Here is a 21917-nt window from a genome sequence, read left to right on the forward strand (position 1 = left end):
CCCCGGGCTCCGCCCGGACCCTTGCCGCGTGCGGCGTCCGTCGCCGGGGGCCAGCCCCCGGAACCCCCGCGCCTCAAACGCCGGCGAGGCTGGATGTGGCCTCCGGCAAGCCGGCCCAGGGCGTGCTGCGTTGCGTGCTGCGCCGACAATCCAGCGCAAGCCGTGCTGCGCAAGCCGCGCTGCCCAAGTGGTGCTGTGCGAGCTGTGCTGCGCTCACGTCCAATCCAGCGCGGGCCAAATCCAGCCTCGCCGGCGTTTGAGGCGCGGGGTCTGGGGCGGAGCCCCAGGAGCACTTCAGCCCGTCCGGCGTTTGAGGACCGGGTCAGGGCGGAGCCCTGGGAACGGTGGAAGGGCGGGTAGGGGAACTCCGCCCCGCGCAGCGGCACACCCACGGCCGGGCGGGGAGACGGGGCCGGGGGCTGGTCCCCGCGGGACAACGGCCCCGGGGCGGAGCCGCGGACGCCTAGCCCTTGGCCGCCGCGAGGTCCACCGGCCGGGGCCGCATCGCCACCCGCCCGGCGAAGCCAGTAGCGCACAGCGCCACCAGCCCCGCCCCACCCACAACCACCCCGTACACCAGCGGAAGCACCACCGCCGCCGCCGACCCCGTCATGCCCACGCTGAACGCGGTGAGGACCGCCAGCGAGATCCCGGACCCCAGCACCACCCCCATCAGGAGCACCGCCAGCGCCTCCACCCGCAGCATCCCCCGCACCTGCCGCCGCGTCGCCCCCGCGAGCCTCAGCATCGCGAACTCCCGCAGCCGCTCCCCCGTGGACATCGCCAGGGTGTTGGCCACCGCGATCGCGGTGAAGGCCAGGACGAGCCCCATGGCCAGCAGGTTGATCTCCGACCCGGCCGCCTGCCGCTCCGCCCGGGCGCCGTCCGCTTCGGCCGCCGACAGCACGGCCACGCCCGGGTACTCCCGTACCGCCGAGGCGAGCACCTCCCGTACGGCCGGCCCCGCCGGTCCCGCCACCAGCACGCTCGAAGCCAGCGGATCGTCGACGTGCGCGGCGACCAGACCGTGGGGCAGCGTCACGTCCCCGAAGCCCAGGCCCCGCGCGTACACCGCGGACACGGTCAGGGTGACCGGCGTTCCGTCGCCCAGCGTCAGCGAGAGCGGGCTGCCCGGCTTCAGGCCCAGCTGGTCGGCGGCCAGTTCGCTCACCGCGACGTTCTTCTCCCCGAACTCCGCCAGGCTCCCGGCCGTCACCCCCGGGTCCCAGGTCCGGTCCAGCCCGGCCGGGGTCACGCCCTGCGCCGCGTACTTCGTCAGCCCCACCCGGATCGAGGTGTGCACGACCTCGGTGGCCGCGAGGACCCCGGGGGTGCGGCGGATCCGCTCGGCGGCGGCGCCGGGAACCCCCGGCCCCCGGCCCTGGAGCACCCACTCGGCCCGTACTCCCTCGCGGGCCTGCGCCCGGGCGGCGTCGCCCAGCGTCGGGGTGACGAAGAGCACGGTGCAGGCCATCCCGACCAGCAGGGTGAGCGGGGTGACGGCGGAGGCCATCCGGGTCGCGTTGCCGCGCAGGTTCGCGGTGGCCAGCCGGCCGCCCGGGCCGGCCAGCCGCAGCGGCCCCGCGAGCAGTGCGGCCGCGGCCTTGACGATCAGCGGGCCCAGCAGCGAGACGGCTCCGGCGAGCACCACGACGGCGAGGAAGGTGACCGGAGTCGACGCCGGCTCGGTGCGCAGCGTACTGAGTACGGCGATCAGCACCACCCCGGCCGCCAGCAGCAGCGCCCCGGCGACGAGCCGCGCCCACCTGGGCCGGCTCCGCTCGACGGCGGCCTCGGCCAGCGCTTCGGCGGGGCGGACGCGGGCCACCCGCCGGGCGGTGATCCGGGCCGCGGCCCATGCTCCGAGCAGGCTCGCTCCGACGGCGGCGATCATCGGGAAGATCCCGGCGGTGCGCTCCAGGGTGACGGGGACGACCCCCGCGTCGACGAACCGGCCGTGCAGCCAGGCGGCCAGCGGCAGCCCGGCGAGGGCTCCGGCGACTCCGGCGGCCAGCCCCACGAGCAGCGCCTCGCGGCCGATCATGCTCCGCAGCTGCCCGGGGGTGGCGGCGATGGCGCGGAGCAGGGCGAGCTCGCGGTGGCGCTGCTGGATCGACAGGGAGAAGGTGCCGACCACCACGAGGACCGCCACGAGGAGTGAAGTACCGCCCATCGCGCCGCCCATGGAGACCAGCTTGATCCGGGCGCCGGCCGCGTCGAGGAACTCCACGGGGCCGCGCTCGTCGCCGGTGGCCACCTGCGCGGTGGTGCCCTGGAGCGCCTGCCGGATCCGCCCGGCCAGCTCGCCCGCGTCGACCCCGGCCTTGGGCAGGACCCCGATGGCGCTGACCCGGCCTTCGCGGGCGGCGAGGCGCTGCGCCTCGGCGTCGCCGAAGAACAGGGCGCTCTGGTGCGCGAGGCTCCCGCCGGCCGCGGCGGCGATCCCGCTGACCGTATAGGTCTTGGGCGCGCCGGTGGACTGCACGGTGAGCTCGGAGCCGGGCCTCAGGGCCGCGCGGGCGGCGAGTCCGCGGTCGACGACGACCTCGTCACCGCCCTGGGGGGCGCGGCCTTCGGCGAGCGTGAAGGGGGTGAGCGCGGCCGAGCTCCAGGCGTGTCCGTACGAGGGCTTCGCGCCTTCGCCGCCCGGTCCGCCCCGGGTGAGCGGCACGGCCTGGAAGGTGAGCTCGGGCACGGCCCGCTCGACTCCGGGCACCGCGCGGACGGTGTCCACGGTGGTGGCCGGCAGCCAGGCCCGTTCGGCGACGGGCTTGGCCTTGTGCTTCGTCTTGACCTTCTGCTCGTCGCCCTTGTTCTTCACCTTGACCGTCGTCGCGTGGACGTTCTGGTCGGCGGCGACGATCACCGGGGCGCCCGCGTAGCGCTCGGTCGTGATCGTCCCGCGCAGTCCCGTCTCCAGGAGGGTTCCGCAGGCGGTCACGAGGGCCGCCGCGCACAACAGGGCGAGGAAGGCGCCGAGGAAACCGGCTTTGCGGTCCCGGACGGTCTGGAGTGCGTAGCGCAGCATCATGGGGAAAACTCTGCCGCCGGGGCCGCCTCGGGACATTGGAGCGCCCCGGCGTCCTCGGCCGGGGGCTAACCCCACCCCGCTCCACACCCGCGACGGACGGACGATCGGACCCCGCGGCCCCGGGGGCCGCGGGTCACCCCGTCAGAACGTCAGGTCTTCTGCGTCTTCACCCTCCGCCTCCAGTGCGCGGCGGACCACCCGCAGGGCCATGCCCTCGGGGTACCCCTTGCGGGCGAGCATTCCGGCGAGGCGCCGGATCCGCTTGTCCCGCTCCAGGCCCCGGGTCGCGCGGAGCTTGCGCTCCACGAGCTCCCGGGCGGTCTCCTCCTCCTGGTCGGAGTCCAGCTGTTCCAGGGCCTCCTGTACGAGGGTGGGTGCCACCCCCTTGGTACGGAGCTCCTGTGCGAGCGCCCGGCGGGCCAGCCCCCGGCCCCGGTGCCGGGACTCGACCCAGGCCCCGGCGAAGGCGGCGTCGTCGATCAGGCCCACCTCCTCGAACCGCGAGAGGACCTGCTCCGACACCTCCTCGGGGATGTCCCGTTTGGCCAGGGCGTCCGCGAGCTGGCGCCGGGTGCGCGGCATCCCGGTGAGCAGGCGCAGACAGATCGCCTTCGCCTGCTCCTCGGGACTCTGGGGCGGCAGCTCCTGCCTGTCGTCCCGGCCCTCACGGCCCTCCGCACGGCGGCCTCCACGGCCGCCGCTCTCGCGGCGGCCCCGGCGACTGCCCTCGCGGCGGTCCTCAGCGCCGTCCGTGCCGCCCCTTTCCTGCTCCCACACGGGGTCAGCTCTTGGCGACGGCGGCCTTGACCGCGGTCTTGGCCTTCGACGCGGGCGCGGGCACCGCGGCGGTCTCGGCGGACGCGTCCGCGCCGGCCTCGGCCGTGGCGGCTGCAGTCGCGGCGGCGTCCTTGCGGATGCCGACGCCCAGCTTCTCCTTGATCTTCCGCTCGATCTCGTCGGAGAGGGCGGGGTTGTCGCAGAGGAACTTCCGCGCGTTCTCCTTGCCCTGGCCGAGCTGGTCGCCCTCGTACGTGTACCAGGCACCGGCCTTGCGGACGAAGCCGTGCTCCACGCCCATGTCGATCAGGCCGCCCTCGCGGCTGATGCCGTGGCCGTAGAGGATGTCGAACTCGGCCTGCTTGAAGGGCGGCGCGACCTTGTTCTTGACGACCTTGACGCGGGTGCGGTTGCCGACCGCGTCCGTGCCGTCCTTGAGGGTCTCGATGCGCCGGATGTCGAGGCGCACGGAGGCGTAGAACTTCAGCGCGCGGCCACCGGTGGTGGTCTCCGGCGAGCCGAACATCACACCGATCTTCTCGCGGAGCTGGTTGATGAAGATGGCGGTGGTCTTGGACTGGCTGAGCGCACCGGTGATCTTCCGGAGGGCCTGGCTCATCAGACGGGCCTGGAGACCCACGTGCGAGTCGCCCATCTCGCCCTCGATCTCCGCGCGGGGCACGAGGGCCGCCACGGAGTCGATGACGATGAGGTCCAGCGCACCGGAGCGGACCAGCATGTCCACGATCTCCAGCGCCTGCTCGCCGGTGTCCGGCTGGGACAGGATGAGGTTGTCGGTGTCGACACCGAGGGCCTTGGCGTACTCGGGGTCGAGCGCGTGCTCGGCGTCCACGAAGGCCACGGTGCCGCCGGCCTTCTGCGCGTTGGCCACGGCATGCAGGGTCAGGGTCGTCTTACCGGAGGACTCCGGCCCGTAGACCTCGATCACACGGCCGCGCGGCAGTCCACCGACGCCGAGCGCGATGTCGAGCGCGGTCGATCCGGTGGGGATGACCTCGATGGGGTCGTTCGGCTTGTCGCCGAGACGCATCACGGCACCCTTGCCGAACTGCCGTTCAATCTGTGCGAGCGCGGCTTCGAGAGCCTTCTCGCGGTCGTTGCCTGCCATGGGTTCCACCCGATTTGCTTGAGTCGATCGCTTCACGCCATTGACGCTAACGCCTGCCACTGACAACGCGGTCCCACGTCCGTTTTGGCTGTGGATAACCAATAAGAATGCGTGTTCGATTTCCCTGTCAAGCGCACCACGCCGTACCCGTCCACCCCGCCGGCTGCTGGCATGATCCACCCCCATGAAGGACACCGCGGACGACACCACCTCCAGCATGTTCCCCGCCGGCCGCACCGCGCTCATCGTGCGGATACCCGAAGCGGAACCCGCCGTCCGGGACTGGCGGGACCGGATCGACCCCGCCGCCCGGGCCGGGGCCGGGGTGCCCGCGCACGTGAGCGTGCTCTACCCGTTCCTCCCGGAGAGCCTGATCGACCCCTCCGTGCACGCCCGGATCGCCGCGGCCCTGCGCCCCCACCCCGCCTTCGACCTGCGCTTCGAGCGGACCGGCCGGTTCCCGGGGATGCTCTACCTCGCCCCGGAGCCGGACGCCCCGCTGCGCCGGCTGACCCGCGCGGTCGCCGAGCACTGGCCGGAGGTCCGGCCCTACGGCGGCCGCTACCCCGACCCGGTCCCGCACCTCACGGTGGCCCAGCGCGCCCGGGAGGCGGACCTGGACGCGGCCGAGGCGGCGCTGCGCGGCCGGCTCCCCCTCACCACCCGCGTCCGCGCCGTCGACCTGGTGGCCTACGACGGGACGGCCTGGCACGAGCGCGCGAGCTTCCCGCTGCGGGAACCGGGAGAGTGACAACGCCACGGGAACAGGACGAGTGACAACCCAGGGTTGACACCCTTTCGACTGTCAACCTAGGGTTGCCTCATGACGAACCCTTCGGTGGAACCCGTTCGCATGACCAATCCGGTACGCCTCGACGACCTCATCGAGGCCATCAAGAAGGTCCACACCGACACCCTGGAACAGCTCAGCGGCGCGGTCGTCGCCGCCGAGGCCCTCGGGGACGTCGCGGACCACCTCATCGGCCACTTCGTCGACCAGGCCCGCCGCTCCGGTGCCTCCTGGACCGACATCGGCCGCAGCATGGGCGTCACCCGCCAGGCCGCCCAGAAGCGCTTCGTACCGAAGGCCGACAAGGAGGGCGAGGCCCCGCTCGATCCCGGCCAGGGCTTCGCCCGCTTCACCCCCCGCGCCCGCAACGTGGTGGTCACCGCGCAGAACGAGGCCCGCGCCGCCGGCAACACCGAGATCCGCACCGAGCACCTCGTCCTCGGACTGCTCTCCGAGCCCGACGGCCTCGCCGCCCACGCCGTCGCCGCCCAGGGGGTCGCGTCCGACGACGTGCGCGCCGCCGTGACCGCCGCCCTGCCCCCGGCCGCGGAGGACGTCCCCGAACTGGTCCCCTTCGACGCCTCGTCGAAGAAGGCCCTGGAGCTGACCTTCCGCGAGGCCCTGCGCCTCGGTCACAGCTACGTGGGCACCGAACACATCCTGCTCGCGCTCCTGGAGCTGGAGAACGGCACCGGTCCGCTCAGCGGCCTCGGCGTGGACAAGGACGGCGTCGAGAACTGGGTCACCGACGCCCTGGCATCCGTACTCGGCGCCTCGGACGATCCCGGGAAGTAGAGGCGTCCGCGTCTCCGGTCAGCGCGTACCGCCTCACGTACGCGCCGAGGAAGGCCTGCATCGTGGCGACGGCCGGGATCGCGATGAGCGCCCCGACCGCGCCCAGCAGGGCGGTGCCCGCGATGACGGATCCGAAGGCCACCGCCGGGTGGATGTCCACCGTCTTCGAGGTCAGCTTCGGCTGGAGCACGTAGTTCTCGAACTGCTGGTACACCACCACGAATCCGAGCACGTACAGCGCGTACCAGGGGTTGACCGTGAAGGCGATCAGCATCGGCAGCGCGCCCGCCAGGTAGGTGCCGATGGTGGGGATGAACTGCGACACCAGTCCCACCCACACCGCGAGCGCGGGCGCGTACGGCACGCCCAGCACCGCGAAGAGGACGTAGTGCGCGATCCCGGAGATCAGCGCCATCAGCCCGCGCGAGTAGAGGTATCCGCCCGTCTTGGTGACGGCGATCTCCCACGCCCGCAGCACTTCCGCCTGCTTCGAGGGCGGCAGTACGGAGCACAGGGCGCGGCGCAGTCGCGGCCCGTCGGCGGCGAAGTAGAAGGAGAACAGACCGATCGTCAGCAGCTTGAACAGTCCGCCGAGCACGGTGGCGGACACGTCGAGCACGCCGGTCGCGCTGTTCTGCACGTACTTCTGCAGCCAGTCCGAATGCAGCAGGCTGTCCTGGATCTCCAGCCGGGACAGGTCCGTGTGGAAGGTGTCGTTGATCGATCCGATCAGCGAGTCGAGATAGCCGGGGAAGCCCTCCACCAGGTCGATGATCTGCCCGGCGAGGACCGAGCCGAGCAGGACGACGAATCCGGCGGACGCGACGAACACCCCGAGGAACACGAGGAAGGTGGCGAGCCCGCGGCGCACGCCGCGGGCCGCCATCCGGGCCACGGCCGGTTCGATCGCGAGCGCGAGGAAGAACGCGATCAGGATGTTGACGAGCAGCCCGATGAGCTGGTGGAAGGCCCAACTGCCGAGCTGGAAACAGGCCACCAGCGCCAGTACGAGCACCACGGCTCGCGGCAGCCAGCGCGGCATCCGGGCGTCCGCCGCAGCCGGTTCCCCGACGGGTACCGGCGCTTCGGGATCTCCCGCTACGGAGCCTGCGGCCGAGGGGGCCGCCGGGCTGGCCGGCGGCGTGCCCCGGGGGTCTTCGGGCCGGTCGGTCGTCTCATCACTGGCTGCCACGCCGACCAGTCTGTCCCACCGGCGCCGCGAACCACGAAGCGGTCGCCGTGACCTCGCCCGCGCCGCACGGAGCGGGCGGCCCGCCGACCGCGGGAACGGCAGGAACTAGCGCAGCGAGGCGGGCACGTCCACAGCCGAACACACCGCGCGCCACACGTCCTTGGCCTCCCAGCCCGCGTCCAGCGCCTCGTGCACCGTGCGTCCCCCGAGCTCCGTCATGACGTGGTCCCGCGCGAAGGAGTCCGCGTAGCCCGCGCCGAAGTGCTCGGCCATCCGCTCCCAGAAAATCGTCAACCGCATGCCTCCAGTATCCCGCCCCGGAGAGTGCACCCTCCCCGTTCGGGCCACTTCGGCGCCGCCCGGGCCCCTACGGTTCCTGGCATGCCTGGAGACGAAACCCGCGCCCCGGCGGCGCCGACGGCGACGAGTGCGCCCGCCCGCGCCGAGCAGTTCATCTGGCTCACGGCCCGCGTGCTGGAGCAGCGGCGGTTCGCGTTCCACTTCCTCGGCGGGGACGCCGACCCTGTCGATGCCGCCCTCGGCGCCTACCTCGGCGCCGACGGCGGATACGGCCACGCCCTCGACCCGGATCTGCGCGGTCCGCTGAGCCACCCGCTGCACACCGCCCACGCCCTGCGCGTCCTGGACGGCCTGGGCCGCTGCGCCGGACAGCGCATCGAGCGGCTCTGCGCCCACCTGATCCGCGTCTCCACCCCCGAAGGCGCGCTTCCGGCGACGGCTCCGGACTCCGGCGGCTACCCGGCCGCCCCCTACCACCGGCTGCACGACGATCCGCCGGGCGACCTGCTGGCCACCGGCCCCGTCGTCGGGATCCTGCACCGCAACCGGGTGTGGCACGCGTGGCTGTTCCGGGCGACGGACTTCTGCTGGGACCGGGTGGAGAACCTGCGCCACTGGCACCCGTACGAGGTCCGGAGCGCGGTGGCCTTCCTCGACGGGGTCCCCGACCGGGCCCGGGCGTCGGCGGCCGCCGACCGGCTGGGGCGCCTCGTCCGCGAGCAGCGGCTCGTCGTACTGGACCCCGCGCGGCAGGACGCGTACCCGCCGGTCCCCGGCCACGCGCCGGGCGAGCACCTGTACCCGTACGACTTCGCCCGCCGCCCGGAGTCCCTCGCGCGCGGCTGGTTCACGGACGCGGAGCTGTACGGCTCGCTGCGCTTCCTGGCCGACCTGCAGCAGCCGGACGGCGGCTGGCCGGTGCACCGCGCGGCGTGGGCGCCGGGCAGCTCGCTGGAGCGGCGCCCGATCGCCACGCTGGAGGCGCTGCTGACCCTGCGCGCGTACGGCCGACTGCCCGGCTCGGTCAGCCTCCCAGGGCCCGCAGCCCCGCGGTGACGACGACGGCCGCCGCGACCACGACGAGGAACGGGGCCCGCAGCAGCAGCGCGACCGCGGCGGCCGCGAGCCCGGCGGCGCGGGCGTCGAGGACGAGCTCCTGCCCGGTGGCGAAGGTCTGCTGCGCGGTGAGCGCGGCGAGCAGCGCGACCGGCAGGAGCGCGGCGAGCTTGCGCACCGCGGGCCGCTCCAGGGCGCCGGCGGGGACGAGCAGTCCGGCGAGCTTCACGGCGTAGCAGCCGACGACGGTGAGTCCGATGGCGATCCAGACGTTCACGAGCGGCGTCCCTTCATCCACAGCACGATCGGCGCGGCCAGCGCCGCGATCAGCACGGGCACCCCGGCGGGCAGTACGGGCAGCAGGCCCAGCCCGAGCACGAGGGCGAGCGCGGCGACGGCCCGCTCGGTGCCGGTCTTGAGCATCGGCGCGAGCAGCGCGAGGAACACGGCGGGCCCGGCGGCGTCCAGCCCCCACGCCCTGGTGTCGCCGATGGCCTCGGCGCCGAGCGCGCCGAGCAGGGTGGTGAGGTTCCACAGGACGTAGAGGCTCAGCCCGGTCACGGTGAAGCCGAGCCGCGCCGACTTCCGGTCGGGCTGGGCCAGGGCCACGGCGGTGGTCTCGTCGATCACCCAGTGCGCGGCGAAGGGGCGTACGCCCTTGGGCAGCGCGAGCAGCTGGGACAGCCGCAGCCCGTAGAAGGCGTTGCGGGTGCCGAGGAAGAAGGCCCCGGCGGCGGCCGTGAACGGATTCCCGCCGGCGGCCAGGGCTCCGACCAGCGCGAACTGCGAGGCCCCGGTGAACACCAGCAGGCTGAGCACGCAGGCCTGGAGGGTGCTGACCCCGGACCCGGCGGCGGTCACCCCGAAGGCGAAGCCGGACAGCCCGACCGCCACGCCGACGCCGAGCGCGTCGCGTACGACGGCGGCGCGCGGCTTGTCGACCGCGGGCGCGCTGCCGGGAACCTCTCGGCCGGGCACCTCGTGCTCGGGTTCTTCTCGTATGGCCATCCGATGTTCTCCCACGCCCCGAAATTACGCGGGCCACGGCATCCGGGTCTTGTACGTTCTTGCACCATGCACGAAGTGATCAAGGAAATGGCGGACCGGCTGGCCGAGGTGCCCGGCGTCCGCGGGGTCATGCTCGGCGGCAGCCGGGCCCGCGGCGAGCACCGCCCCGAATCGGACTGGGACCTCGGCGTCTACTACCGCGGCGCCCTCGACCTCACCGCGCTCGGCGCACTGGCCGGCCCGGACGTGGAGGTCGCCGGACCGGGCGGCTGGGGCCCCTGGGTCAACGGCGGAGCCTGGCTGCGCGTCGACGGGGTGGCGGTGGACTGGATCCTGCGCGACCTGGACCGGGTGGAACGGGTGTGGCAGGAGTGCCGTGAGGGCCGCTACGAGGTGGGCGTGCAGCCGGGCCACCCCCTCGGCTTCTGGTCCCCGTGCTACCCGGGCGAGGTGGCCCTGGGCCAGGTCCTCGCGGACCCGTCGGGCGAACTGACCGCCCTGCGCACCACGACTTCGGCCTACCCGGAGCCGCTCCGCGACGCCCTGCTGGCCGGTGCCTGGGAGGCGGAGTTCCTCGCGGCGGGCGCCGCGAAGGGCGCGGCCCGCGCGGACGCCCTGTACGTCTCCCTCTGCCTGTCCCGCGCCTTCGGCGTCCTCATCCAGTCCCTGTACGCGGCGGACCGCCGCTGGTGCCTGAACGAGAAGGGCGCCCTGGCCGCGGCCGAGCTCCTGCCCTCGGCTCCGCCCGGCTTCGGCAAGCGCGTACGGGCCCTGCTGGGCGCCCAGGGCACGACGCCCGAGTCCCTGACGGCCACGGTGGCCGAGGCCCGCACCCTGATCGAGGAGACCCGCGCGGGCCTGGCGTCCTAGCCGTCCCGGCGCCGCAGCGGCTCACCCAGCAGCTCGGTGAGCTCCGCCTCCACGGCGGCGAGCAGCGGCCCGAACACGCACAGGGTCTGCTCCCAGGGGTGGCCGAAGGTGCCGAGGCGCATGTCCTCGGTGAGGTGGAGGTAGTAGTCGCCGTTGGGGTAGGTCCCCTCGCCCGGCGTGGGCGGTCGGCCGGGGATGCCGGTGCGGCGGGGGTCGTAGCGGTAGCCGTCGTGGTTCCAGTCGAGCCAGAAGACGGACTCCCCGGGTTCGGTGACGGCGATCAGCCCGCGCCGGACGATGTCGTCCAGCCGGGCGGAGAAGTCCGCGACGCGCGGCCGGCCGTGACCGTGGGCGTGCCAGGTGGCAGAGGGGGTGGGCTCCGAGATGCCGGGGAACCGGCTCACGGACGGCTTGAAGTCGAACGCGGCGTAGAAGCGGTCCCACAGCCGCCGGTCCAGCGCGGAGGTGCAGTCGACCAGCAGGGCGGGCCGCGTCGCCTCGGGTGTGCCCGGCGGGGTCCAGCGGTAGGAACGGACGGTGGTGATCTCGCGCAGACCGGCCTGCCCCAGCTCCTCACGCAAAGCGCCTTCGGCCTCCGCGAGCAGGTACCGCGGCCTCTTCTCGCCGCGCCGACGCTCCGCCCAGGCCCGGACGAACGCGCCCTCCGGTCGGCTGAGGCCGCCGACCACCACGAACTCCGTGCCGTGCACCAGCTCGGCCCAGCCCGCGGCCACCACCCGGCCCTCCGAGACGATCGTGTCGGCCCAGGGCTCCTCGCTGGCGTCGTCCGAAACTCCGTCCGCCTCGTACGTCGCCGGGCTCGTCCGGTGCGGACCCGAAGCAGCGGCCAGCGCGTGGACCTCCCCGGACAGGCCGCCGCGCCGACCGTGCACCTCGTCGTCCGCGCGCGGAGGCTCGATCGCGTCGAGGGGAGCGGCCAGCACGGAGCGTTCCGGCCCCGCGGTGAATCCGGCCCCGGTCAAGGCCTCGCCCAGGCCCGGGGAGTCGTGCCCGTAGACCTTCCATTCGGAGGGCTCGCACCGGTCCTCGAAGGCCGCGAGCTGCCGCCGGACCAGGGCGTCGAGTTCGGTCCCGGCCGCGAGTGCCACGTGCTCGGCCGTGCCGTGCGTCCCGTAGTGCCTGCGCACCACCGGCCCGTCGGCCTCGACCACCACCCCGACCGGGTGCCATTCGGGGACTCCGCCCCGGAGCTGTTCGTCGTGCCGTGCCAGCAGTTCCCCCGTATCCATGATCGGGACCCTAACCGCCCGCCCGCCCCCGCCGGTAGGCGCCCGGCGGCACCCCCACGATGCGCGTGAAGTGCCGGTTCAGGTGCGGCTGGTCGGTGAAGCCGACCGTGACGGCCGCCTCCGCCGGCGGGATCCCCGCGTCGAGCAGCCGCCGCGCCCGCCGGACCCGGGCGTCGGTCAGCCAGGTGTGCGGGGGCATGCCGTACCGGTCCCGGAAGGCCCGCAGCAGGGCGAAGGGGCTGGTCCCCAGCTCCGCCGCGAGCTGCTCCAGCGAAGGGGGCTCCCCCATCCGCTCCTCCAGCACGGCCCGGGCCCGCTCCGCGTCGGCGGCCCCCGCCCGGCCCGCCGCACGGGCGGGCAGCGGCCCGGCGTGCCGGGTCAGCATCCGCGCCACCACCCCGCGCAGCAGGGTGTCGGCGGCCAGCGCGTTGCCGGCCTCGGCGGCCCGGTGAACCTCGGTGATGGCCCGCGAGGCCTGCGGGTCGGCGACCATGTCGGCGGTGAAGCCGGGGGTTCCGCGCAGGGTCCCGATCTCGGTGGCGACCTCGGTGATCAGCGCCCGGGAGGGGTAGAGGGTCGCGTAGGCCCAGCCCTCGGGGACTCCGGCGCGGGCGGTGTGCGGGACCTCGGGGTTGATCAGGACCACGCTGCCGGGTCCGGCGCGCAGGGTGTCTCCCGGCAGGCCGATCTCCTCGACTCCGCCGGTGACGGCCGCGATGACGTACCCGTCGTGGGCGTGGCGCGGGAAGGTGTGGCGTACGTAGTGGGCGCGCAGGAGGTCCAGCCCGGGCAGTTCCGCGTACTGCCAGTGCCGCGCCCACTCCCGGCGGCCCTCGTCCGCTCCGGTCGTCCCCGTGCCCATCCCCCCATTCTGCGCCCGGCCCGGCCGGGGTGTTTCCACAGGTCCGGACGGTTGTCAGTGGGACGGTGCACGATGGGGGCATGTCCGGTACCGCGCTCGACTCGTTCTCCCCCGCGACCCGTTCCTGGTTCACGGGGGCCTTCGTCTCGCCCACCTCCGCCCAGGAGGGCGCCTGGCGGGCCATCGGGGCGGGCTCGGACGTGCTGGTGGTGGCCCCCACCGGCTCCGGCAAGACCCTGGCCGCCTTCCTCGCCGCCCTCGACCAGCTCGCCTCGACCCCGCCCCCGGCCGATCCGAAGAAGCGCTGCCGGGTGCTGTACATCTCGCCGCTCAAAGCCCTGGCGGTGGACGTGGAGCGCAATCTCCGCAGCCCGCTGACCGGCATCCGGCAGGAATCGGTGCGCCTGGGCCTGCCCGAGCCGGAGATCCGGGTCGGGATCCGCTCCGGCGACACCCCGCCGGCCGAGCGGCGCGCGTTGGTGACCCGGCCGCCGGACATCCTGATCACCACGCCCGAGTCGCTGTTCCTGATGCTGACCTCGGCGGCCCGCGAGGCGCTGACCGGGATCGAGACGGTGATCCTGGACGAGGTGCACGCGGTCGCCGGGACCAAGCGCGGAGCCCATCTCGCGCTGTCCCTGGAGCGGTTGGACGAGCTGCTGCCCCGCCCCGCGCGCCGGATCGGACTGTCGGCCACGGTCCGCCCGGTGGAAGAGGTGGCCCGTTACCTGGCTCCGCGCGGCAAGGTGGAGATCGTCCAGCCGCCCTCCACCAAGGAGTTCGACCTGTCGGTGGTCGTCCCGGTCGAGGACATGGGCGAGTTGGGCGGTTCCCCCGCCACCGAGGGCAAGGAGGGCGGCGACAAGCCCTCCATCTGGCCGCACGTGGAGGAGCGGATCGCCGATCTGGTCCAGGCCCACCGGTCCACCATCGTCTTCGCCAACTCCCGCCGCCTCGCCGAGCGCCTGTGCAACCGGCTCAACGAGATCGCGTACGAGCGGGCCACCGGCGGCCCGCTGCCCGAGGGCCCGCCCCCGGCCGAGATCATGGCCCAGTCGGGGGCGGCCCAGGGCGCTCCGCCGCTGATGGCCCGCGCCCACCACGGCTCGGTGTCCAAGGAGCAGCGGGCGCTGGTGGAGGAGGACTTGAAGGCGGGCCGGCTGCCCGCCGTGGTCGCCACCTCCAGCCTGGAGCTCGGCATCGACATGGGCGCGGTCGACCTCGTCATCCAGGTGGAGTCCCCGCCCTCCGTGGCCTCCGGGCTCCAGCGGGTGGGCCGGGCCGGGCACCAGGTGGGCGCGGTCTCCACCGGGGTCGTCTTCCCAAAGTACCGGGGCGACCTCGTCCAGGCGGCCGTGGTCACCGAGCGGATGCGCACGGGCTCGATCGAATCCCTGCGGATCCCCTCCAACCCGCTGGACGTCCTCGCCCAGCAGCTCGTCGCGATGACCGCGATGGACACCTGGCAGCTGGACGACCTGCTCGCCCTGGTGCGGCGGGCGGCCCCCTTCGCGGCGCTGCCGGACTCGGCCTTCACGGCGGTGCTGGACATGCTGGCCGGCCGCTATCCCTCGGACGCGTTCGCCGAGCTCAGACCCCGCGTCGTATGGGACCGCGTCGCCGGTACGATCACCGGCCGGCCCGGCGCCCAGCGGCTCGCGGTCACCTCCGGCGGGACCATCCCGGACCGCGGCCTCTTCGGCGTCTTCCTGGCCGGCTCCGACCCGAAGAAGGGCGGCGGCCGCGTCGGCGAGCTCGACGAGGAGATGGTCTACGAGTCCCGCGTCGGCGACGTCTTCACCCTCGGCACCACCTCCTGGCGGATCGTGGACATCACCCGCGACCGCGTCCTGGTCACCCCCGCCCCCGGGGTCCCGGGGCGGCTCCCGTTCTGGAAGGGCGACCAGCTGGGCCGCCCGCTGGAGCTGGGCCGCGCGGTCGGCGCGTTCCTGCGCGAGCTCGGCGGCCTCACCGCCGAGGACGCACGCCTGCGGCTGCTGGCGGCGGGCCTGGACGCCTGGGCCGCGGAGAACGTCCTGTCCTACCTCGCCGAACAGCGCGAGGCCTGCGGCCACGTACCGGACGACCGGACCATCGTCGTCGAGCGGTTCCGCGACGAGCTCGGCGACTGGCGGGTCGTCGTCCACTCCCCCTTCGGCGCCCAGGTGCACGCCCCCTGGGCCCTGGCGCTCGGCGCCCGCCTCTCCGAGCGGTACGGGATGGACGCGCAGGTCATGCACGCCGACGACGGCATCGTGCTCCGCCTCCCGGACGCGGACCTGCTGAACATGGACCTGGACCTGCTGGACCACGACCCGGCGCGGGGCCCCTCCTCCGGCTCCTCGGCTTCCCCGGCCTCCTTCGACTTCGACGACGACAAGCCCCCGCTGGGCGCGGCGGACGTCGCCTTCGACCACGGGGACGTCCAGCAGATCGTCACCGACCAGGTGGGCGGCTCCGCGCTGTTCGCCTCCCGTTTCCGCGAGTGCGCGGCGCGCGCCCTGCTGCTGCCGCGCCGCAATCCGGGCAAGCGCACCCCCCTGTGGCAGCAGCGCCAGCGCGCCTCGCAACTGCTTCAGGTGGCCTCCGAGTTCGGTTCCTTCCCGATCGTGCTGGAGGCCGTACGGGAATGCCTGCAGGACGTCTTCGACGTGCCCGGCCTGACCGAGCTGATGGGGGACATCGAGGCACGCCGGGTCCGCCTCGTCGAGGTCACGACGCCCGAGCCCTCCCCCTTCGCCCGCTCCCTGCTCTTCGGGTACGTCGCCCAGTTCCTCTACGAGGGCGACTCGCCGCTCGCCGAGCGCAGGGCGGCCGCGCTGTCGCTGGACTCCCGGCTGCTGGCCGAACTGCTCGGCCAGGCGGAGCTCCGCGAGCTGCTCGACGCGGACGTGCTGACGGAGCTGGAGCGGGAGCTCCAGTGGCTGACCGAGGACCGGCGGGCCAAGGACGCCGAGTCGGTGGCCGACCTGCTGCGCCTGCTGGGCCCGCTCACCCCGGCGGACCTGGCCGCCCGCGGCGCGGAGCCGCAGTGGGCTCCGTCCCTGGCCGCCTCCCGCCGGGCGATCCGGGTCCGGATCGCCGGCGAGGACCACTGGGCGGCCATCGAGGACGCGGGCCGGCTGCGCGACGCACTGGGCACGGCGCTCCCGGTGGGCGTCCCGGAGGCCTTCACCGAGCCGGTGAAGGACCCCCTCGGCGACGTCCTGGCCCGGTACGCCCGCACCCACGGCCCCTTCACCACGGTCACCGCCGCCGCCCGCTTCGGGCTGGGCACGGCCGTGACGGACGGCGCGCTGCACCGGCTCGCGGCGGCCGGGCGGGTGGTCCAGGGCGAGTTCCATCCGGCGGGCATCGGCCAGGAGTGGTGCGACGCCACCGTCCTCCGACGGCTCCGGCGTCGCTCCCTCGCCGCCCTGCGCCAGGAACTGGAGCCGGTCCCTCCCGCCTCCCTCGCCACCTTCCTCCCCCAGTGGCAGCACCTGGGCGGAGCCCTGCGCGGCGTCGACGGCCTGGCCCGCGCGATCGAGCAGCTCCAGGGCGCCGCGGTTCCCGCCTCCGCCCTCGAACGCCTGATCCTCCCGTCCCGTGTGGCGGACTACTCCCCCACCCTCCTGGACGAGCTGACCACCACGGGAGAAGTCCTCTGGGCCGGCGCGGGCGCCCTGCCGGGCAAGGACGGCTGGATCTCCCTCTACCTCGCGGAGGCGGCCCCCCTCCTCCTCCCTCCCGCCCACCCCCTGGAGCTCACCCCGCTCCACGAAGCGACCCTCTCCGCACTCTCCGGCGGCTACGGCCTGTTCTTCCGCCAGCTCACGGACCGGGTCCGCGCGCTGCACCCGGACGCCTCCGACGCGGACCTCTCCTCCGCCGTCTGGGACCTGACGTGGTCGGGCCGCCTGACGAACGACACCCTGGCCCCCCTGCGCTCCCTCCTCGGCTCGGGACGCACGGCGGGCGCCACCGCCCACCGCGCCCGCCGTACGATCCCCCGCGGCCGCTACGGCACCCTCACCACCCCTGCCTCCCGTACGGGCCCGCCCACGGTGTCGGGCCGCTGGTCCCTGCTCCCGGTCCACGCCCCGGACCCGACCCACCGCGCACACGCCCTGGCCCGCACCCTGCTGGACCGCCACGGGGTGGTGACCCGGGGTGCGGTGGCCGCGGAAGGCGTGGAAGGCGGCTTCAGCGCGGTCTATCGCATCCTCTCCGCCTTCGAGGACAGCGGCCAGGCCCGCAGGGGCTACGTGGTCGAAGGGCTGGGCGCGGCCCAGTTCGCCATGGACGGCGCGGTCGACCGCCTCCGCGCCGCCGAGCGCACCCCGCCCCCTCTCGCCGCAGTGGTCCTCGCAGCCGCCGACCCCGCGAACGCCTACGGCGCCGCCCTCCCCTGGCCGGAGCCCCCGACCGGCGCCACCCACAAACCGGGTCGCAAGGCAGGTTCCCTGGTCGTCCTGGTCGACGGCGAACTCACCCTCTACCTGGAGCGCGGCGGCAAAACCCTCCTGGCCTGGCCCGACCCGGACGCCCCCGCCCTCACGGCCGCCCTGACAGCCCTCACCACAGCCTCCCGCAAGGGCACCCTCCCCACCCTCACCCTGGAACGCATCAACGCCGCCCCCTCCCTCACCTCCCCCTACGCCCCACCCATTGAAGCCACCGGCTTCCACGCCACCCCCCAAGGCCTCCGCCTCCGCCACTGACCAACACCCACCGCCATCACGCAGCCCCCAAACCCCACGGCCGACCACAGCCCAACCCACGAATACCGGGCCGAATCCCGCTCCCGAGGCCCCCAGGCCCCGGCAAACAGAGCCGGAACAAAGCCCGAGAAGCGCTTCCCATAACGCAGCCCCCAACAAGATCCGCGGCACAGCCCCAGGAAGGGGCCCAGGACACAGCCCGGGACCGGGGTCCGGGACCCCGGTCCCGGACCCCAGAAACGGGGTCCGGGGTCGGGGGCCCCGGAAACGGGGTCCAGGTCGCAGGGCAAACCCCGGGAGCGGAGTCCGGGACCCAGCGCGAACCCCGGAAACAGGGTCCAGGGCCCAGAGGCCCAGGGCGAAGCCCGGGAACGGGGCCCAGGGCTTAGCCCGGAAACGGAGTCCGGGGCGGAGGCCGGGAACGGGGTCCGGAACGAAGCCCGGAAACGGGGTCCGGGGCGCAGCCCCGGGGAACAGGGTCCGGGGCGCAGCCCCGGGGAACGGAGGAAGGGCGGGGCGGGGAGCAAACACCACGCAACCGCAGCGGCACCCGCACCATCCCCCAAGCCCCCCCCGGAACGAGTACCGGAGCGCAGCCCACCCACGGGCACCCCGCCCCAGCCCAGAGAGCCGAACCCAAGACGCCGCCCCAGGGCACCAACCCCGGGCCGAGGGCGAAGCCCGGAAACGGGGCCCAGGGCGCAGCCCAGCAGCAGGGTCCGGGGCGGAGCCCCGGGGAACGGAGGAAGGGCGGGGCGGGGAGCAAGCCCCGCGCAGCGGCACCCCGACGCCACCGCACCGCCCCGACCCCGCAGGAGCAGGAGAATGAAGACATGCCCGAAGGCGACAGCGTCTACCGCGCGGCGGCCCACCTCCGCGAAGCCCTCGCGGGCAAGGAACTCACCCGCTCCGACCTCAGAGTCCCCCGCTTCGCCACCGCGGACCTCACCGGCTTCACCACCCTCGAAGTGGTCCCCCGGGGCAAGCACCTGCTCATGCGCTTCGGCCCGCCACCGTCACAAAACACCGAGGCAGAAGCCACTCTCCACCCCCTCCACCCCCTCCTCACCCTCCACACCCACCTCCGCATGGACGGCACCTGGCGCATCCTCCCCACCACCGGCGCGCCCAAGCGCGCCCCCGCCCCCACCCACGAACTCCGCGTAATCCTCGGCACCACCACCCACACCGCCTTCGGCTACCGCCTCCCCGTCGTGGAACTGCTCCGCACCGCCGACGAACACCGCGCCGTCGGCCACCTCGGCCCCGACCTCCTGGGTCCCGACTGGGACGAGGCGGTCGCCGCCGCGAACCTCCTCGCCACCCCCGCCCGCCCCCTGGGCGAGGCCCTCCTCGACCAGCGCAACCTGGCCGGCATCGGCAACATCTACAAGGCCGAGCTCTGCTTCCTCGCCCAGGTCACCCCCTGGACCCCGGTCGGCTATCTGGCACCCCGCACCCTCCCCCGCCTCGCCGCCGCCGCACACCGGCTCCTCGACGCGAACAAGGCCCGCCACCGCAACACCACGGGCAGCCGCCGCCCCGGCCAGGACCTGTTCGTCTACGGTCGCGCCCACCGTCCCTGCCTGCGCTGCGGCACCCCCGTCCGCGAGGCCCCCCAGGACGGCCGCCCCACCTACTGGTGTCCCCGTTGCCAATCCGGCCCGACGCCTTAGTTGACGCCCCGTCAGATGCGGTCGTACCGTCCCCGCATGCCTACACCCAGCGCGTACGAACTCACCGGCCGGACCGCCCTGATCACCGGCGCCGCCAGCGGCATCGGCCGGGCCACCGCCGTACTCCTCGCCGAGGCCGGAGCCGCCGTGCACTGCGCGGACCGCGACGCCCAGGGCCTCCAGGAGACCGTGGAACTGATCACCAAGGCCGGCGGCCGGGCCACCGCCCACCCCCTCGACGTGACCGACCGCGCCGCGATCAAGGCGGCGATCGCCCAGGCCGGCCCGCTCGACATCACCGCCGCGATCGCCGGGGTCATGCACAGCAGCAGCGTTCTGGAGACGTCCGACGAGGACCTCGACCGGGTTCTGGACATCAACTTCAAGGGGGTGCTGCGCACCTGCCAGGAGGCGGCCCGCGCCATGATCGCGACAGGCCGGCCCGGTTCGATCATCACCATGGCCTCCGGCGCCGTGGACGCCGCCCAGCCCGGTTTGCTCTGCTACAGCGCCGCCAAGGCCGCCGTCGTCCAGCTGACCAAGACCCTCGCCACCGAGGCCGGCCCGCACGGCATCCGCGTCAACGCCGTCGCACCCGGCTGGATCCGCACCCCGATGACCGATCGGCACAGCCCCGAGGTCCAGGAGCAGACCGAGGCGATGATGACGCGGATGTCTCCGCTGCGCCGCGTGGGTGAGCCCGAGGACATAGCCCAGGCAGTGCTCTACCTCGCCTCGGACGCCTCGTCCTTCATGACGGGCCAGATCCTTCGCCCGAACGGCGGAGTCTCCATGCCCTGGTGACCCACCACCCGGCGCCCATCGCCCCGGCCACACACGCAGGACACATCACAAGCCCCACCCGATCACCCGGACCCCGGCGGCTCCCCGACCCCCACCGACCCGGCAGCAGCCCGCTCCCCACCGCTCCCCGGAACACCGCCACCGCCGTCCGCCGCCCCGCGGCGACGGCGGCCCACCGGTCCCGGCACGCAATGCACCGGCAGCAGCCCCAGCCCCCATCCTCCGACGGCGACCGCACCCTCCACCAACCCGGCCTCGGCCGGCGCCAGCACGAGCCGCAGCACGGCCCACCACCACAGGACGCCCACCGACAGCGCGAGGGCCAGACCCACGGGTATACCCAGCAACCGCCGCACGGCCACCTCCAGGGGCCGGAGACCCGAACGGGCCCATCCTCCCGCACCCGGCCCCCACCCGCACCCCGCCCGCTCCCCCTCCAAGCCCCACCGGAACGCCACCCAAACCACCCACGCCCCATGCGCCACACCCACACCCGCACACGCCGCACAACGGCAAAGAGCCCCGCCCGGCACCCAAAGGGCACCGGCCGGGGCTCCGGCCACACTCATACGCTCAGCACGCACGCACACACATTCACGCGCACAGGCGGACGCTCACGCACGCATCACGCGGCTACGACATTCACCGCTTCCACGGGCGCCTTGATGGTCACCCGTTCCGGGCCACCCGTGACCGAGGCCACGGATACCGAATTGAGCATCGGGCGGACCGGTGCGGACACCGGTTCGCTCGCCGCGGCGGACTGGGCCAGCTCGGCGAGCGAAAGCTCGTCGCTGACTTCCCGCATCAGCTCTGACATCCGTACGTCAAGCGCGTCGCAGATCGCGGAGAGCAGCTCGGAAGATGCCTCCTTCTGCCCCCGCTCCACCTCGGAGAGATAGCCGAGCGAAACTCGGGCGGACGAGGAGACTTCGCGCAGAGTACGGCCCTGGCGCTGGCGCTGCCGACGCAGCACGTCACCCAGCAGGCGACGGAGCAGAATCATCGGTGGCTCCCTCCTCTGACCGTGTAGCCGTAACCTTCACGCCCCACCGTACCGCCTCGCGCGGCGGCCGTGCGGGGAGCGATGTCGTGTTCACTCAGGGCTGCAAACATCAAATCCCCCCGTCCTGTTCCGTATCCTGCCCCCGCAGATTCTCGCGGAGTTCGCTCGCGAGCAGCTCGAGCACTGTCCGTGCACTCTCCCTACGGATTTCCGCGCGGGAGCCGTTCAACCTCAGCCGGGCCGTTTTCCTGACCCCGGGACCCGCCACGGCGATGAAAACGGTGCCCACCGGCTGCCCGTCCTGCGGGGCGGGACCGGCCACTCCGGTGGTCGCGATGCCCCAGGAGGCGCCGAGCACCCGCCGCACGCCGGCCGCCATCTCCTCCGCGACCTGCGGGTTCACCGCGCCCTGGGCCGCGAGCAGCCCGGCGTCCACGCCCAGCACCTGGTGCTTGAGCTCGGTCGCGTACGCCGTGACGGACCCGCGGAAGGACTTGGAGGCGCCCGGGACGGACGTGAGCTCCGCGGCCACCATGCCGCCGGTCAGCGACTCCGCAACAGCAACCGTACCGTTACTCTCCGCGAGGAGTCGCAGCACGTCGGCCGCAACAGCCTCGCCGTCCCCGGCAGCCCCCGCGGCATTCCGCGGCGCTTCACCGGCCATCGAA

The 21917-nt window shown here is 73.9% G+C and carries 19 protein-coding genes; 7 read left to right on the plus strand and 12 right to left on the minus strand.

Annotated features, from left to right (window positions below):
- Positions 1-463: 463 nt before the first annotated feature.
- The 3 genes from OG276_RS09240 to recA form a co-directional block, all read right to left on the minus strand.
- The gene (locus tag OG276_RS09240; protein WP_266903983.1) at positions 464-3031 is read right to left on the minus strand and encodes an ABC transporter permease; all 2568 of its coding nucleotides are present in this window, start codon (positions 3029-3031) and stop codon (positions 464-466) included.
- Positions 3032-3172: 141 nt separating this feature from the next.
- Positions 3173-3808, minus strand: a complete 636-nt coding sequence (gene recX / locus OG276_RS09245; RefSeq protein ID WP_266903984.1) for a recombination regulator RecX — start codon at positions 3806-3808, stop codon at positions 3173-3175.
- 4 nt (positions 3809-3812) lie between these two features.
- The gene (gene recA, locus OG276_RS09250; RefSeq protein ID WP_266903985.1) at positions 3813-4937 is read right to left on the minus strand and encodes a recombinase RecA; all 1125 of its coding nucleotides are present in this window, start codon (positions 4935-4937) and stop codon (positions 3813-3815) included.
- 184 nt (positions 4938-5121) lie between these two features.
- Here recA and OG276_RS09255 point away from each other — a divergent pair, with 184 nt between their 5' ends.
- Both OG276_RS09255 and OG276_RS09260 read left to right on the plus strand, forming a co-directional pair.
- Positions 5122-5688 carry a 2'-5' RNA ligase family protein gene (locus tag OG276_RS09255; protein ID WP_266903986.1) on the plus strand — a complete coding sequence of 189 codons (567 nt, stop codon included), beginning with the start codon at positions 5122-5124 and terminating at the stop codon, positions 5686-5688.
- A gap of 72 nt (positions 5689-5760) precedes the next feature.
- Complete coding sequence (locus OG276_RS09260; RefSeq protein ID WP_266903987.1) at positions 5761-6522, plus strand: Clp protease N-terminal domain-containing protein; 762 nt, start codon at positions 5761-5763, stop codon at positions 6520-6522.
- Here OG276_RS09260 and OG276_RS09265 read toward each other — a convergent pair.
- Both OG276_RS09265 and OG276_RS09270 read right to left on the minus strand, forming a co-directional pair.
- Positions 6470-7564, minus strand: coding sequence for an AI-2E family transporter (locus tag OG276_RS09265; protein ID WP_323182406.1), 1095 nt, complete (start codon positions 7562-7564; stop codon positions 6470-6472). The two genes, OG276_RS09260 and OG276_RS09265, sit on opposite strands and share 53 nt — an antisense overlap.
- Positions 7565-7819: 255 nt before the next feature.
- Positions 7820-8014, minus strand: a complete 195-nt coding sequence (locus OG276_RS09270; RefSeq protein WP_214955542.1) for a DUF3046 domain-containing protein — start codon at positions 8012-8014, stop codon at positions 7820-7822.
- 81 nt (positions 8015-8095) lie between these two features.
- Here OG276_RS09270 and OG276_RS09275 point away from each other — a divergent pair, with 81 nt between their 5' ends.
- Positions 8096-9070 carry a hypothetical protein gene (locus OG276_RS09275; protein ID WP_266903989.1) on the plus strand — a complete coding sequence of 325 codons (975 nt, stop codon included), beginning with the start codon at positions 8096-8098 and terminating at the stop codon, positions 9068-9070.
- Here OG276_RS09275 and OG276_RS09280 read toward each other — a convergent pair.
- On the minus strand, positions 9039-9347 hold the full coding sequence (locus OG276_RS09280) for an AzlD domain-containing protein (RefSeq protein ID WP_266903990.1): 309 nt from the start codon (positions 9345-9347) through the stop codon (positions 9039-9041). The genes OG276_RS09275 and OG276_RS09280 overlap by 32 nt on opposite strands.
- Positions 9344-10078, minus strand: a complete 735-nt coding sequence (locus OG276_RS09285) for an AzlC family ABC transporter permease (protein ID WP_266903991.1) — start codon at positions 10076-10078, stop codon at positions 9344-9346. Before OG276_RS09285 ends, OG276_RS09280 begins: the two co-directional genes overlap by 4 nt.
- Positions 10079-10144: 66 nt before the next feature.
- Between OG276_RS09285 and OG276_RS09290 the strand changes: the two genes are divergently transcribed.
- Complete coding sequence (locus tag OG276_RS09290) at positions 10145-10948, plus strand: nucleotidyltransferase domain-containing protein (protein WP_266903992.1); 804 nt, start codon at positions 10145-10147, stop codon at positions 10946-10948.
- Here the strand turns inward: OG276_RS09290 and OG276_RS09295 are convergent.
- Together OG276_RS09295 and OG276_RS09300 are read right to left on the minus strand one after the other, a co-directional pair.
- Positions 10945-12198, minus strand: a complete 1254-nt coding sequence (locus tag OG276_RS09295) for a DUF2716 domain-containing protein (protein WP_266903993.1) — start codon at positions 12196-12198, stop codon at positions 10945-10947. The two genes, OG276_RS09290 and OG276_RS09295, sit on opposite strands and share 4 nt — an antisense overlap.
- Positions 12199-12208: 10 nt before the next feature.
- Complete coding sequence (locus OG276_RS09300; protein WP_266903994.1) at positions 12209-13060, minus strand: AraC family transcriptional regulator; 852 nt, start codon at positions 13058-13060, stop codon at positions 12209-12211.
- Between the two features lie 80 nt (positions 13061-13140).
- On the opposite strand from OG276_RS09300, the gene OG276_RS09305 reads away from it, so the two are divergent.
- The 3 genes from OG276_RS09305 (at position 13141) to OG276_RS09315 (ending at position 20243) form a co-directional block, all read left to right on the plus strand.
- The gene (locus tag OG276_RS09305) at positions 13141-17763 is read left to right on the plus strand and encodes an ATP-dependent helicase (RefSeq protein ID WP_266903995.1); all 4623 of its coding nucleotides are present in this window, start codon (positions 13141-13143) and stop codon (positions 17761-17763) included.
- Positions 17764-18596: 833 nt separating this feature from the next.
- Positions 18597-19439 (plus strand): DNA-formamidopyrimidine glycosylase family protein, encoded by an 843-nt coding sequence (locus OG276_RS09310; protein WP_266903996.1) that lies wholly within the window; start codon positions 18597-18599, stop codon positions 19437-19439.
- Between the two features lie 36 nt (positions 19440-19475).
- On the plus strand, positions 19476-20243 hold the full coding sequence (locus OG276_RS09315; RefSeq protein ID WP_266903997.1) for an SDR family NAD(P)-dependent oxidoreductase: 768 nt from the start codon (positions 19476-19478) through the stop codon (positions 20241-20243).
- Between the two features lie 62 nt (positions 20244-20305).
- On the opposite strand, the gene OG276_RS09320 is transcribed toward OG276_RS09315, so the two are convergent.
- The 3 genes from OG276_RS09320 to OG276_RS09330 form a co-directional block, all read right to left on the minus strand.
- Positions 20306-20590 carry a hypothetical protein gene (locus OG276_RS09320; protein ID WP_266903998.1) on the minus strand — a complete coding sequence of 95 codons (285 nt, stop codon included), beginning with the start codon at positions 20588-20590 and terminating at the stop codon, positions 20306-20308.
- A 278-nt stretch (positions 20591-20868) separates the two neighbouring features.
- Positions 20869-21249: a helix-turn-helix domain-containing protein gene (locus tag OG276_RS09325; RefSeq protein ID WP_112451800.1), complete on the minus strand. Its 381-nt coding sequence runs from the start codon at positions 21247-21249 to the stop codon at positions 20869-20871.
- A gap of 109 nt (positions 21250-21358) precedes the next feature.
- A complete protein-coding gene (locus OG276_RS09330; RefSeq protein ID WP_266903999.1) occupies positions 21359-21913 on the minus strand; it encodes a CinA family protein in 555 nt (184 codons plus the stop codon).
- Positions 21914-21917: the final 4 nt, after the last annotated feature.

This window comes from Streptomyces sp. NBC_00086, assembly GCF_026343255.1.
GTDB lineage: Bacteria > Actinomycetota > Actinomycetes > Streptomycetales > Streptomycetaceae > Streptomyces.